Here is a 14,333-nt window from a genome sequence, read left to right on the forward strand (position 1 = left end):
AAGCAGGCTCTAGTTGGTCAGTAGTCGTAACCTTCCTGCCAATCCTCGTGCTCAGCATAAGACGAAAAAATTTCATCCTCTACGCCAGAATAGTTATGAAGACCACCGGTATCATCGTGTTCAAAGTTCTCGCCACCCTCACAGCCATAACCTGAGTGGTTAGAGATGACCCGATATTCGTTTGGGTGCTGTTCATTTATGCGCATCCTATCTTCACGCTCGAAAAACACCGACTTATCGTAAACGGGATCAATTTTCATAATGCCAAGGCTCCAATTTGTTGAACACTGACCTGCAAAGCTGACTCCCGCAGCGTTTCAAAGTGCAATTTCGCCGTATTCTCATCATCTAAGAGATGCCGATGTTCAGGGAGAATCCGTTGAGGCTCTGCCATCCATCGATCAACCCAGGACTTTACCGCTGCCTCTGCCCGAGGATCCGCTGTCTCCTCATCAATCTTAGCGGCGAAGGTGTCGAGGTATTCGAGCGCGACATCACTTCCAAGGGCGTCCAGAGGGCATAAGCTTTCTTTTTTTGCAGAATCAAAAGGTGTTATAAGCCACTTATCTAGAGATTCCGGACCTTCGAAGTCCGAAGAATAGCGTATGCACTCATGAACTAGCTTGATAAGCAGAAGCACAGCATCAACGCGCTGTTGGCCCTCTCGATAAAACCATGATGCGTCATGCAAACTTATCGGGCCATCTCTGCCAGCTACTTGAAACTGGTAGTGCAGGATCCTTGTCTGCGTGTGAGGGGGGAGCCCTGACAGAAGCATGCCCATTTGCTCCGTTGCCTGGTCCTCCTCAAATTGGTCAATATGCTCATCAATAAAAGCATCGACGGCCGCTTCATTGAGCGCATTTTGTCTCTCAAAAGCCTCGTGATCGGCTTTCATGCACTCTAAGTGCGCCCGCTCAATGGCATCATAGAGCTTTTGCGGTGACTCGTTTTTCAGGTCGGAGTAAATTTCGCCAATAGCTGACTGACTTGCACCGCGCAGCTTTGACAGCAACCGGTTCACGAGAGAGGTAGGGCCTAAGTGTTCCCAAAGCACAATCACCATTTTTAGATGACGCTTTTCGCGAGAGCCGTCGAAAAACTCTCGCAAGAGATCTTCGGCTGACTCTGTTGCAGCTCGCTCAGCAATCGAAGATTGAAGATGAGACCAAGCATTGTACCCATATTGCTGAGCCACTTGATCGAGTGCTTCTGAATGTAAGATACCCTGATCACGCTTGATGGCCTTGGCCAGGCGCTTTAGGGTGGGGATATGACTTTTGGATAGACGTTGATTCGACATTGTAATCTCCACAAAGCCGACACAGTTTCCACCTTAACTGATTGGCTGAAGATTAGAGTCAATCAACAGAGCTTGAAGAGTAATCTGCTTTCGATGAGGTTACGTTTGTTTCGCCACGGTGGGAGGCCGGCTTACCTCTAGCCTTTTTTGATTAATTCATAAATTAACCAGACTGTCAAGGATCAAGGCCGCGCCACCAGCACCCTTAGCTACACCCTCGCTTTTATTATGAGCGACATACGTTTCCTTACGGTCTGGTCTCACGATTTGCAATACGCCGAAGTGAAGCATTCAGGGTAGTTCTGGATATACCAAAGTGCTCAGCCACTTCTGTTTTAGTGATTTTCGGGTCTAAAAGCATTGCGGCGGCCTTCTTAGTGTCAGCATCGGACATTGCTGGTTTCCGACCGCCCTTACGCCCCCTGGCCCGGGCAGCCTGCAGCCCAGCTATCGTCCGTTCCCGAATAAGATCACGCTCAAACTCAGCCAGAGCCCCGAAAATATGGAATACCAGGCGACCTCCTGAGCTAGTGGTATCGATGGACTCCGTGAGGGACTTAAATCCAATACCCCGGTCCTGGAGATCTTGAACAATCTCCACCAAGTCTTTCAGAGATCGAGCTAGGCGGTCCAGCTTCCACACGATCAGGACATCGCCCTGCCGGAGCATACGGAGGCATTGAGACAACTCAGGTCGCTCGCGCAGGGTGCCGGTAAATTTTTCCTGGAAGATCTGTTCCGCTCCGGCTTTTTTCAGGGCATCGACCTGAAGTTCCGGATTTTGGTCGTTAGTGCTGACGCGTGCATAACCTATGATCATTAAAGGTACCTTTTCTGCTCATAGATTGTTGTACGTGATTGTTGGACACGAAACAAGCCGAAATTGGGTATTTTTGAGCGGTAACCGAGAGCGTCCAACAAACGACCGTTTTCATACTAGATGTATCGCTCGCAGTAGTCGTCCTGCTTCAAACTGAATGAATGAGATTTTAAGCAGCAAACAGCATGTAGCCCTCCTGTTGCATCCTAAGCGAACACGCTTATACTGATCAAAAATACAGTATCAGAGCGTTAAGAGTGGAATTTATCCTAGCTACATCAGATTTCCAAATCAGAAATCACTCTTACGAAGGTTTCCCGATCCTTTTGCAAAACAATCACAATGTGTTTGTAGAGGGGATGGAGTTTTTGGTTCATCACTGCTTAAGGCGTGGAAGTGTTCAAAGCCGACGTAGCTGGGAAACGTTTGGAAGAGATCTGTGTGACTATTTCGAGTTCATTGAAGCCAATGGGTTTGACTGGAGGGAGCTTGATCGCCGAAGTCACGAAACCCTGTTAGTCTTGTATCGGGACGTTTCATTTGATCGATTTAACCTCAGCGCTTCAACTGTAAACCGACGACTCCATCTTGTGGTTAAGTTCTATCAGTTTGCTCTCAAACAAGGCTGGGTCAGTACATTGCCATATGACCTTGAGACCGTAAGAGTCAGACAGCCCAAGGGGTTTCTCGCGCACACGGACACCTCAGGCGGTTATGTGGTGAAGCCTGATGTGCTCCTCAAAACCACGCCAACCAAGATAAAAGTTCTCAACAAAGAGCAAGTTGATGAGTTGCTCAAAACCATCGAGAACAAGACACTTCGCTTGATCGTTCGGTTGGCCTTGCTGACGGGTTTACGAAAAGAAGAGCTGCTGACCTTGCCAGTTACCTGTGTGTCGGCACCCCAATCAATCTCGACTCGGAGTCATGTGGTTTTGGAACTTGATCCTCAAAAGATGAGGACAAAGGGAAATAAGCCGAGAAGCATCCATGTCCCGGTTTCATTGATGGCAGATCTGTGGGATTACGTCATTCACGAGCGTCACGCCACAGTTCGACATTACGGGACAGAACCAAAAACCCTTTTCGTGACCGCTAAGGGCGCAACCTGGAGCATTAGGACCTCGCTGAACAATCAGCTCAACAGGTTGGATTTATCGTTTTCCTGCCATCCACATATTCTACGTCATACCTATGCGACGCATACTCTGAAATCGCTGATGTCCCGCAAAAGCATTACGTTCAATCCGTTGATTTATGTGAGGGATCGACTGGGGCACAGTAGCATCACGACCACTGAAAAATACCTGCACTTTCTGGATGACATTGAAGACGATCTCCGCACCAGCTATCAGGAGGAAATCGAGGAAACTGCTAAGGAGGCAGCAGCCTGCGCATGAAAAAAGACTTTACGTTGGGCAGTAAAGAGGCTTCGAGTCAGATTGCTGGCAAGCCTGCGGGTGCAGAGAAGGTTTGCACAACCGACCAGCTGATACCCTCAAAACCGAAAAGCACTTTAGTAGCCTTTCCCGAAAACACGACTGGTCTCAGAAAAACTAATTTTGAGCCTTTTTACGGTCAAGGGTATGACAACATCACCGATGCCTGCCAACGCACGATCGAAAAATTAGTCGCCGAGAGCGTCAAGACCAAGGGGAAATCCTTGGCGATAACCACAATTGCAAAATACTGGCTTAACGGCTTTCGTAATTTTGCGCCATTCTTGAGGTTGCTCTATATAGCCAGTGGCGAACGCCTCTCTATGAAGGATCTCAACGCCGAAAGCATCAAACAATTCCTCCAGTATCTGAGAAACGAGTCCATCGGATACGGTGCGCAGAAAACCAACTTCGCTAGCACCAAAGCTCTGCTTATGGCTTGTCATCGGTTCGGGTTCTGGCCAGAGGTGGATGTCAAAGCGATCTGGCCTGCCAATCCGTTCCCGAACTCAAACAAGCGAGCTAAGAGTGAAAAGGCGCTCAGCAAGAATGAAAAGCGCTTTCTAATTAAAGCCCTGCGCAGCGAAATGGAACGCATTGTGGCCCACTCGGAGCTGCTGAGCAGCTTCGATTTGGCCGTATGTGTCCTGTCCATTGCGCTGTCTACCGGTATGAATCCCACGCCCATTCTGGAGCTGACCACAGACTGTGTTCAGCCCCACCCGCTCAAATCCAATCTACGGCTGCTGGTAAGCTTTAAACGTCGCGGGAAAAACACGCAAGTTGTCGCCTTGAGAAAGTCTGTGGAAGTGTCCGAGATGGCAAGTATCCATCTGTATGCAGCTAATGCCATTGATCTGATCGTCAAGAGGAATGCCAATTTACGCACCCAGTTTGATGACACAAATCGGCTGCTGGTTTACAAAGGAAACGGTGGCAATAACTTGGGTAAACCATGTCGGCTGTCGAAGGCAATGTTGGACTACAACATCAAAACGTTCATTGAAAAACATCAACTGAAAACGGACGACGGTAAGGTGCTCAAATTAAACGTCAGTCGGTTGCGTCAGACGCTCCTGAATCGAGTTTGGGAAATGTCGGGTCAAGACCCTCTCGTTGCAGCCAGAACAGGACGACATACCGTTGGAACCGGCAACGCGCACTACTGGGAAGCACCACCGGAAGCAGAAACCAACATGCGTTTCATGGGCGAGGCCCTAGTGGCAGAGTTACTCAGCACACGTGCGATCATTGCCCGTGATCAAACGCCCGTCGCGTCCTGCAAAGATGTGCGCCAAGGGTATCGAGCCCCTAAAAATGGCCAATCCTGTCAGGACTATCTAGGCTGCTTCCGATGCAAGAGCTTCGTGGTGACTGGCGATGACCTTCATCGTTTGTTCAGCTTTTACTGGGCAACCCTGCGCAACTACGACACCTTCGGTGGCAAGCGCTGGACCAAATACCTCAAACAAGTTATCCGGCTGATTGATGAAGAGATCGCACCTCGCTTCGATGAAGCGCTTGTGAACGATCAACGACAAAAAGCCAAAGACAATCCACACCCTTTCTGGCGGGACTTGAGCATGGCAAGGATGGCTATATGAGCGAGATTACGGGCGCAGAGGTGCTGGCCGACCGTGAGCGTCTGCTGCGATCTATGCCCAGTGGTGAAGGACTCCACGGCATCATAACCACGGATCGAGCCGCCAAGGTGCTGTACGTACTCTCTCGGTATGAAGATCCAGTGTGGTGGTTGCCCAAATCCAACAGCCCAGACTCTGGAGTCGACAGCGCTCGAAAATTGGATTTTACTCGGATCAACGGCGAGCAACTGCGATGCGAAGCCAAAATGGTTATGGCACGCAAAATTTGGGGGGAGGGGGCGCTAAGGAACGGCTCGATCATAAATTTTTTCATCCAGATGAAGCTTTGGCTGAACTGGTTGCACGATCAGGGTATTGTTACCCAGGTGAAGGTCACGCCCCTGATGGCAGCCCGCTATGTGCATTACGTCAACAGCCTTATTTCTTCACAAAGCCCAGGGAAGCTATTAGTCAGCAAGTCGAGGATGCATAGGCTATCGGCCGTTGAGCAATGCTGGCAATTTTTGCGAGATACGCCCTTCAGTTTTGATCACCCTTGGCCTGAAAGCTCTGCCTACGCGCTATCCGGGCATAGGCGGCCAATCAATGCAAAGACCGATATCATTCCCGATCACATTCTTCGGCACCTGTTCCAGCACGCTGAATCTTTGCTCAACCGAGCCGACGAATTGTTGCAACACCGGGATGCCATAGCCTCTTTTCAATGTCTCTCTAAAAACCAAAATGATCAATGGGAAGAACAGGTCGAGTTCTTGAGAACCCGAGGATGGGATCTGGGAATACGGGTGCTTGACAAAATGCTGCAAGACCTGCGTGACGGCTGCTTCGTTATCATTCTGGCCACGACCGGCATACGAGCCCATGAGCTCGGCAATATCCGTCGAGGCGAGTGGTATAGCGAGATTCGGGATTCGGATGAGCGGTTCTACTTCCTCGGTTCACGCTCCGATAAAACTCATGCGGGCAAGACCTCATGGCTCTGTCCCGAGATCGCGATTCAAGCAGTCAAAGTACTGGAGCGGCTATCGGAACCCCTGCAGGTTGAGCTTGAGGAGGCGCTACAAGAAGCCGAAACAGCCGGAGACTTCAAGGAAGTTACGCGCCTTCAGCATTGCTCTAGGTGCATTGGGTTGGCCAAAATAAAAGCCAAGAAAAATAGCATCTATCTGCTGAGCAGCAACGGTCTATACAGAACTCTCGGGAAGTTTGCAAAGAAACTCGGGATAGATTGGAACCTCACAACACACCAATTCCGGCGTACGTTTGCCAACTATGTGGTCCATCACAAACTGGGCGATCTTCGCTATCTGAGGGATCACTTCAAACACTGGAGCCTCGACATGACTATCTTGTATGCGATGAACGAGGCACAGGACCTAGAACTCTACGATGAGATCTATGCTGCATTTGACCAAAAGCGACAAGCGATTGTCGGTCACTGGCTGGAGCCTGATACGCCGCTTTCCGGTGGCATGGCTGGTCACATCCGCCAAATGCGTAGTCGAGGAGAACAAGTCCGCACATACAAGGATCGCCGAGAGATGATTGAGGCGATCAGCGAACTGGTGTATTTGCGGTCCACCGGTATTGCCTGGTGTACCAACGATACCGGCGTGGACTGTGCGGGTGGCCAATGCGATGATTGCGCGCACGGCTGTATTGACGACAGTCACACACCGTTCTGGAAAGGACTTTACCTTCAACAGATTGAGCTACGACGAATCGATGATCTGGATGATTCGGGATCAAAGACTGTCGAACGCACCATGGAACGCTGCGAGAGGGTGCTGGCTGATCTCGGCGTAGACATCAACTGCCTCAAGGAGCAAATGGCCGATGTCGGAGCTTTCTGAGTCAGAGACTCACAAACGGATCCGCATGGCCGTCGTGCGACTCGAAAAAGGCAAGCCTATGGTAGTTGAGAAGGGGCGGAAAGTCTCGGTCGCCGCTGTTGCGGAAGAGGCCGGAGTCAGTCGAGCTCTGATTCACAGAGACTACCCCGACTTGATGGAACGCATCAGGGGCAATGCCAATAAGGTGATCCAGAAGCAGCGTGATGACAAGCAGCTCAGGCTCAAGCAAGAGCGTTTCAAGAACCGTCAGCTAAGACAAAAGATTGTGGAACTAACCGAACAGCGCAATGAACTCGCCTCAAAAAACGCGACCTTACAGCTCGAAAATCGTCGTCTGTCGGCCATATTAGAGAGCAAAAGCGTGACTATGTTTCGAGACAAATCAGGCAAAAAAACCTGATAAAGTGTAACTCACAATCTATTCAATAAATTCAGGAGCCTATGAATATGTTGCATGTAACTAGAGGGCTAATCCAATGACGGATCAGAAAAAGTCTGACCAGACCACATCCTCCGAAAAACCCTGGGGCGGCCGTTTCAGCGAGCCAACGGATGCGTTCGTTGAGCGTTTTACGGCCTCCGTCGGGTTCGACCAGCGCCTTTACCATCATGATATAACCGGCTCGATCGCTCACGCCACCATGCTGGCCAGGGTGGGTGTGCTGACCGACGCCGAGCGGGACCAGATTATTGAAGGTCTCAAAGGCGTAAAGGAAGACATCGAAGCTGGTCGTTTCGAATGGTCCGTCAGCCTGGAAGATGTGCACATGAACATCGAGGCCCGGCTGACCGACCGCATCGGCATCACCGGGAAGAAGCTTCATACCGGTCGCAGCCGGAATGATCAGGTAGCTACAGATATCCGCCTGTACCTGCGGGACGAAATCGATGTGATTGCCGAGGAGCTGGCGCGCCTGCAGGCGGGCCTGCTGGATCTGGCCGAGCGGGAGGCGGACACCATTATGCCCGGCTTCACGCATCTGCAAACGGCCCAGCCGGTGACGTTCGGCCATCACCTGCTGGCGTGGTACGAAATGCTGGTGCGCGATGCCGATCGTCTGCAGGATTGCCGCAAGCGGGTCAACGTGATGCCGCTGGGTGCCGCCGCGCTGGCGGGAACCACTTATCCGATTGACCGCAACCTCACGGCCGAATTGTTGGGGTTCGACCGGCCGACCGAGAATTCGCTGGATTCCGTCTCGGATCGGGATTTTGCCATTGAATTTTGCAGTTTCGCCGCGTTGCTGCTGACGCACCTGTCCCGGTTCAGTGAAGAGCTGGTGTTGTGGACCTCGGCACAGTTCGATTTCATCGATTTACCAGACCGCTTCTGCACCGGCTCGTCGATCATGCCCCAGAAGAAAAACCCGGATGTGCCCGAGTTGGTGCGTGGTAAGACCGGCCGAGTTAATGGCCATCTGATCAGTCTGCTGACCCTGATGAAGAGCCAGCCGCTGGCTTACAACAAGGACAATCAGGAAGACAAGGAGCCGTTGTTCGACACCGTGGATACGGTGAAAGGTTGTCTCAAGGCCTATGCCGACATGATTCCTGCCATCGAGGCCAAGGCGGACAATATGCGGGTAGCGGCAAAGCGGGGCTTTTCGACGGCTACCGATCTGGCGGACTATCTGGTCAAGAAGGGGGTGCCGTTCCGGGATGCCCACGAGATTGTCGGGAAGTCCGTGGCTTTTGGTGTGGCGGAAGGGCGTGACCTGTCTGACATGACGCTGGCGGAGCTTCAACAGTTCTCCGATGTGATCGGCGAGGATGTGTTTGATGTGCTGACTCTGGAAGGCTCGGTGCAGGCCCGTGACCACCTCGGGGGCACCGCGCCGAACCAGGTTCGGGCGGCGGTCGCCCGGGCCCGGGCGGCGTTGAAGTAAAGCGCTAACCACCAATCCGGCCGGTGGCCAGTTCCACGGCCGCCGGCTTGAGTTGTTCCAGTGGGCGCGGCCGCGATAACCGGTAGCCCTGGCCGAAGTGTATGCCCAGGGTCCGGACCTTTCTCAGCGTTTCGTCGTTCTCGATAAACGTGGCCACGGTTTCTTTGCCGGCCGCCTCGGCAATGCGGTGCAACGCATCCACCATAACCTGCTGAACCGGATCGTTCTCGAGGTGAGCCATCACCCGGCGATCCAGTTTGATGATGTCCACCGGCAAGTGGGCCGCCAGGCTATAGCTTTCCACCGACGCACCGGCACCTTCCAAAGCGACCCGGCATCCCGCCTGGTGCAGGGCATCGCACAGCACGGCGACTTCGTCCGGGTATTGCGTGGCGTGGGCTTCCCGGATCTCCAGGCAGAAGCATTCAGCCCGGAAGGGCGATGCCGCCACCAGCTGCGCCATGAAATCTGCAAAGGTGTCGTCCAGAACAGAGGCCAGCGACAGGTTGAAGCCGCAGTACTTCAGCCTTGGTTCCAGGAGCCGGTGCTGGCCCAGCCATTCCAGGGTCTGGCGGATGACCTGGCGGTCCAGTCGTTTGGCGAGGTCGAAGCGCTCGGCCAGGGGCAGGAACTGGTCTGGCAGCAGTGCGTTGTCCTCCGGAGCCTGGCCGGGAACGCGGCATAGTATTTCAATGTGGTCGCCCCAGGTTACGCTGGCAACGGGTTTCAGTGCCTGAAACTCAAGAATCAGCCGGTGCTCGTCCAGAGCCTGTCGCAGCAATTCCAGCTGTTGATCCGAGCCATTTTCGCTGGCCGCATCCTGCAGCGCGTGCGCCGTGTGAATCCGGTTGCGACCGGAGGTTTTGGCGGTATGGCACAGGTCGGCGGCCTGAGTGAGCAGGTCGTCGGCCTGCTCTGGCAGCTCGCTATCGAGAATCAGAAGGCCACCGCTGGTACTGGTCTGCAGGGTCTGGCCCTGCCATTCGAACCGGAACTGGTCAATCTGTTCACGAATTTCTTCGGCGATGCGTCTTGCTCTGGGCTCCGGGCAGTTTTCGATGAACAGGGCGAAGGTGTCGCCGGCCAGTCGGGCCAGGGCGTCACGCTGGCGTACCCGGAGCCCCAGCATGGCTGCCAGTTCTCTGAGGTAGCGGTCGCAGGTCCCGCTACCTGCGTCTTCGTTGAATTGCTCGAAGTTGTCCAGGTCCAGGAAAAGCAGGCCGTCCACGCTTTTGCGCTTTTGGCGATGGCTCATGGACCGCTGCAGGTGTTCAATGAACGAGCGGCGATTCATCAGGCCGGTCACCGGATCGTGGCGCATTCGATAATCACTGCTGCTTTGCTGGACCCGGCTGCTGATGTTTCGCGCCACGTGCACCGCGCCGATAATCTCGCCGCGGGCGTCACGAACACACTGGAAATGAAATTCGTAGATTGGCAGCCCTTCTCCCTGCCGATTCAGAGGCATTTCCGCCACGAAGTGTTCCCGGTCGAAGGCTCGCTGCCACAGGCGTTCGATCAAACGGCGTTCGTTGGGAAAGGCCTGTAGCAGAGTTCGCAGGTTATTCCCGGGTTTGGGGTCGAGATCAAAGGCTTTGCGGAACTGCTGGCTCCAGGGCAGGTTAAAGTGCAGCAGATTGAACTCGGTGTCGATGGCAACCACAAGATCCGGGGATGCCCGGGTGGTTGCCTCAAGAATTTGCAGTGCCCGCTGTTTGGCCTGGTCGTGGGCCATGGCCTCGCTGTGGTTGACCAGCACGCCGCCCAGCTTCTGTACCCTGCCGCCGTTTTTCAGCGCGCGGCCGGCCAGGGTCACCCGTTGCAGCCGCTGCCGGCTGTTCAGAATGGTCAGGTCAAGGCGGAAGGGCTGCCCGGTCCGTATGCAGCGCCTGAACATGGCGCGCACCCGGGCCTGGCCGGTCTGGCAGTAAAACAGCGCTTGCTCTGGTGTCAGTTCACTACCGGGCTTGAGCTCCAGCAAGCGATACATTCCCGGGGACCAGCTGATCTCGTTGGTTGGAAGATCCAGCTCCCAGAGCCCGAACCCGGCGCTCTGTTCCGCCAGCCGCTGGACTCGCCCATCCATGGTGTCGCTGTCCTTGAGGATGATGGACGCAGTGGCGGCCTGGTCGGAATCCCGGGTCTCAACGCGCAGGCCGAGCAAGGCGGTAAAAAAGAAGCCGTCCCTGTGCCGGAAGGTCACCAGCACGGTCTGGCCGTTGTCCAGCCTGTGCCGGTGGGCGGGTGCGAAGGGGTCGTCCTGTCTTGAGGCCAGGACCTGCTGTACTTGCTGTCCGGTCAGTGAGCTGGCGGCATAGCCAAACAAGGCTTCTGCATGGCGGTCGGCCTGAAGGATGCGGCCGTTATCGTCGACCCGGAGGCGCGTTGGTTGCACAGCCGGGCCGGCGGGATCTGGTCGGTAACGCTGGATCAGGAATTCTTTCACAACACACGCCTCATCCGGACTGGCAAGTTGTTTGCCGCCCGTTCTTTTATTTTTTTACAGGTTTTGCCACGATTCATTCATCATACGGACTATCGTACTGAAAATAACCTCTCGCCGGAGTTCTCTTGACCCTACACGCTGCGCCCATCGTTCTCGACTTCGAGGAGGGCATTGACCGCAAAACCCTCCGGCGCCTCCGGGACCGGTTTCTGGTGGTTAATGATCAGCGTTGGCAGCGAGCCTGTTCGGCGCTGACCTATCGGCAGCAGGTCGTGCTGGAACTGCTACCGTTGGTGTTTCACCGCAACCATCCGGCGTTGCCGGGATACCTCGATGGCGACTGTCCGGAGGGGGTCAGCTGCTACACCCCGGACGGCCGGGTTCTGGAGGCGGCCCGGCGTTATGCTCGCAGTTTTCATTACCGTGACAAAGGCAGCCGAAAGCCCGACCTCGACAGTCTGTTCCTGATGGGCAGTCCTGGCACCCTGGGCCATTCGGTGGCGAGTGATCTGGATGTCTGGCTCTGCCACCGTCAGGACTTGCCGGAGCGTGGTGTTCACTGCCTGGAACGCAAAGCAGATAAGCTGTCGAAGTGGGCAGCAACACTGGGCGTGGAGTTGAATGTGTTTGTCTTCTCGGCCGCTGACTGGCGTGCCGGGCGACAGCGAGTGGAGGTGACCGGCGAGAATTGCGGCAGCGCCCAGCACTTTCTGCTGTTGGACGAATTCTATCGCACCAGTATTCATCTGGCTGGCCAGTATCCGCTGTGGTGGCTGATTCCCGTGGAGCGGGAAGCCGATTACGAGCGTTGCCGGCGTCAGCTGGTTGATTGCCGCTTCATCAAAGCCGGCGATTACATTGATTTTGGCGCGGTGCCGGAGATCCCGCCGGAGGAACTGCCCGGGGCTGGAATCTGGCAGCTCTACAAGGGGATTGATGCGCCCTGGAAGTCGATGCTCAAGTTGTTGTTGATTGAATGCTACGCCACAGACCGGGACCGGCCGTTGTTGTCGGCCAGCTTCAAGCAGGCGATACATCGAGGCGTGATCAGTGCCGATGCTCTGGACCCGTATGTGCTGCTCTACCAGCGGCTGGAACAATGGTTATTGGCCAGTGGTGAAGAGCACCGGTTGCCGCTGGTGCGTCGTAGTTTGTACCTGAAATCCGGTCTGCCCCTGAGTCGGGCCAGTATGGAGGGCGATGCCTGGCGGGTGAGAATGTTGCGCACTCTGGTTGAATCCTGGGGCTGGAACCGTCCCGAGCTGAAACAGCTCGACGACCGGCAGCGCTGGCGTGCCGAAGATGTCATCGAGTTGCGCCGAAGCGTGGTTAATGAGCTGACTCACGGTTACCGATTATTGGCCAGAATGGCCCGGGAACAAGGCACCGAGGCGGCCATCAGTGCCAACGATGTTAATCTGCTGGGGCGTAAACTGTACGCCGCTTTTCAGCGCAAGGCGGGCAAGGTTGAGTTGATCAATCCCGGGCTGGTGTCCTCGCTGGCGGAAGAGAACCTGTCGTTCCACCATCGCAGCGAGCAGGGCGGGTCGGGTGACGGTTGGTTGCTCTATCGTGACCTGGAAGATCCCTCCGATGCGTTCTGGCAGCCGGTTATCCGTCGTGCCGGCAACCTCGCCGAGCTCCTGGTCTGGTGTTATTGCAACGGTCTGCTCAGTCGTAGCACCCGGTTGAATGTCCGGAGCGGACACAGCGTGGCCTCGGTGGCGGAAGTCAGGGAAACCCTGGACGCCCTGGCCGAGGCCCTGCCATATCCTCTGCCCCCGGCGCCGCGTCAGGCCCTGTCTCGCGCCGTTCGACCGCTGCGTAATCTGCTGTTGCTGAATGTCGCGGTTGATCCCCAGGCGCATTTGACCGAGCGTGGATTGCACAAGCTCAGCGCGCGCAATGACTCTCTGGGTTTCAGCGGCGCCCGGGAGAACCTGGTGGCTACCGTTGATCAGGTCACACTCAACAGTTGGCACGAGGTCAGCCTGCAGCATTATGCAGCCGGCGACACGCTGATCCAGTGCCTGAAAAATGTCCTGGCGCAGGTGGCGGTCAATCCTTCCGAACTCCCCGATATCCGGGTGACCGCCCCCAGTCGCGGGCACGGCCAGACCATTGCCCGGCGCGTGAGCGAGTTGTTTGCCGATGTCCTGCGCCAGTTTTTTGCCGGCGGTACCGGGCCGCATCCCCTGCGTTACATCATCGAGATGGACCAGCGCTATTTTCTTTTGCAGTTTAATGGCCGGGAACCGGGCTTTGTCGCGCTGGACAGCCGTTCAGCACTGATGACAGCCCTGTTGCAACCCCAGGAATGCTTCCTGCCGGTTGTGCCGGACCGTTACGCGTTACAGGATTCGCCCCTGCTAAAAGCCGTATGTGAGGCCTCCGAGGCCGGTAATGTTCAGGTTTTCTGGCACCTGCAGGAGGGGCAGGGGCAGCTGTGGGTGGTGGATGAATGCGGAAGTCTGTGGCAGCAGGTGGCGCGGGTGACGCAGCGCCGGCACTTGCTGGCGCCATTGCTCAGATTTCTCGAGAGCGTGGTAGAGCGCCGCCAGTTGCGCCAGATTGACAATGTGGAGCCGGTTGCCGGCATCCGCTGCTATGAACTGATGCGCAGAGCTGGGCGCTGGCAGGCTGATTTCCGGCCCGATATCCAGGCTGATACCCGTATTTCGGGGCTTGAGGTTCAGGCCGTTGGTGTGCAGCAGGGCGACAGCACCCTGCGCTTTGACCTGTACTGCAACAACCGGGAATTTACAGTGCAGGAATATGGCGACCGGCTGATTCCGGCGGTCGCCCACTACATCCGCTCTTCGCGCCAGAGCCCGGAGGCCTACCCGGTTTACCTGACGGACCTGCATCTGCCCCATGATCTTGATCCGCAGCTTTATCAGCGTGATATCCAGACCAGCCAATACCTGTTTTATCGAACGCAACTGGAAGACGCGCTCAACCGACATCTGGGGTAATCCGGGA

10 protein-coding genes are annotated in these 14,333 nt (G+C 55.1%); 6 read left to right on the forward strand and 4 right to left on the reverse strand.

Translation table 11 applies throughout. The features are described from left to right. Positions 1-17 precede the first annotated feature (17 nt). The 3 genes from ACP2AU_RS06000 to ACP2AU_RS06010 all read right to left on the reverse strand — a co-directional run bounded on the left by ACP2AU_RS06000 (position 18) and on the right by ACP2AU_RS06010 (position 2,123). A complete protein-coding gene (locus tag ACP2AU_RS06000; RefSeq protein ID WP_248237144.1) occupies positions 18-260 on the reverse strand; it encodes a hypothetical protein in 243 nt (80 codons plus the stop codon). Then, positions 257-1,303 (reverse strand): hypothetical protein, encoded by a 1,047-nt coding sequence (locus ACP2AU_RS06005; RefSeq protein WP_426375202.1) that lies wholly within the window; start codon positions 1,301-1,303, stop codon positions 257-259. Before ACP2AU_RS06005 ends, ACP2AU_RS06000 begins: the two co-directional genes overlap by 4 nt. 247 nt (positions 1,304-1,550) lie before the next feature. Next, a complete protein-coding gene (locus ACP2AU_RS06010) occupies positions 1,551-2,123 on the reverse strand; it encodes a recombinase family protein (protein ID WP_426375203.1) in 573 nt (190 codons plus the stop codon). Between the two features lie 257 nt (positions 2,124-2,380). Between ACP2AU_RS06010 and ACP2AU_RS06015 the strand changes: the two genes are divergently transcribed. The 5 genes from ACP2AU_RS06015 (at position 2,381) to argH (ending at position 8,905) form a co-directional block, all read left to right on the forward strand. Next, complete coding sequence (locus ACP2AU_RS06015) at positions 2,381-3,523, forward strand: tyrosine-type recombinase/integrase (RefSeq protein ID WP_426375204.1); 1,143 nt, start codon at positions 2,381-2,383, stop codon at positions 3,521-3,523. Beyond that, positions 3,520-5,166 carry a hypothetical protein gene (locus tag ACP2AU_RS06020; RefSeq protein WP_426375206.1) on the forward strand — a complete coding sequence of 549 codons (1,647 nt, stop codon included), beginning with the start codon at positions 3,520-3,522 and terminating at the stop codon, positions 5,164-5,166. The genes ACP2AU_RS06015 and ACP2AU_RS06020 overlap by 4 nt, the downstream gene beginning before the upstream one ends. Further along, positions 5,163-7,019 carry a hypothetical protein gene (locus ACP2AU_RS06025; protein WP_426375207.1) on the forward strand — a complete coding sequence of 619 codons (1,857 nt, stop codon included), beginning with the start codon at positions 5,163-5,165 and terminating at the stop codon, positions 7,017-7,019. Before ACP2AU_RS06020 ends, ACP2AU_RS06025 begins: the two co-directional genes overlap by 4 nt. Further along, positions 7,003-7,419: a TetR family transcriptional regulator gene (locus ACP2AU_RS06030; RefSeq protein WP_426375208.1), complete on the forward strand. Its 417-nt coding sequence runs from the start codon at positions 7,003-7,005 to the stop codon at positions 7,417-7,419. Before ACP2AU_RS06025 ends, ACP2AU_RS06030 begins: the two co-directional genes overlap by 17 nt. Before the next feature lie 76 nt (positions 7,420-7,495). After that, positions 7,496-8,905 (forward strand): argininosuccinate lyase, encoded by a 1,410-nt coding sequence (gene argH, locus ACP2AU_RS06035; RefSeq protein WP_426375209.1) that lies wholly within the window; start codon positions 7,496-7,498, stop codon positions 8,903-8,905. A 4-nt stretch (positions 8,906-8,909) separates the two neighbouring features. On the opposite strand, the gene ACP2AU_RS06040 is transcribed toward argH, so the two are convergent. Beyond that, a complete protein-coding gene (locus ACP2AU_RS06040) occupies positions 8,910-11,351 on the reverse strand; it encodes an EAL domain-containing protein (RefSeq protein ID WP_426375210.1) in 2,442 nt (813 codons plus the stop codon). 125 nt (positions 11,352-11,476) lie between these two features. Between ACP2AU_RS06040 and ACP2AU_RS06045 the strand changes: the two genes are divergently transcribed. Beyond that, on the forward strand, positions 11,477-14,326 hold the full coding sequence (locus ACP2AU_RS06045) for a class I adenylate cyclase (RefSeq protein ID WP_426375211.1): 2,850 nt from the start codon (positions 11,477-11,479) through the stop codon (positions 14,324-14,326). The last annotated feature ends 7 nt before the right edge of the window (positions 14,327-14,333 follow it).

Source organism: Marinobacter sp. VGCF2001 (assembly GCF_049943275.1).
GTDB lineage: Bacteria > Pseudomonadota > Gammaproteobacteria > Pseudomonadales > Oleiphilaceae > Marinobacter.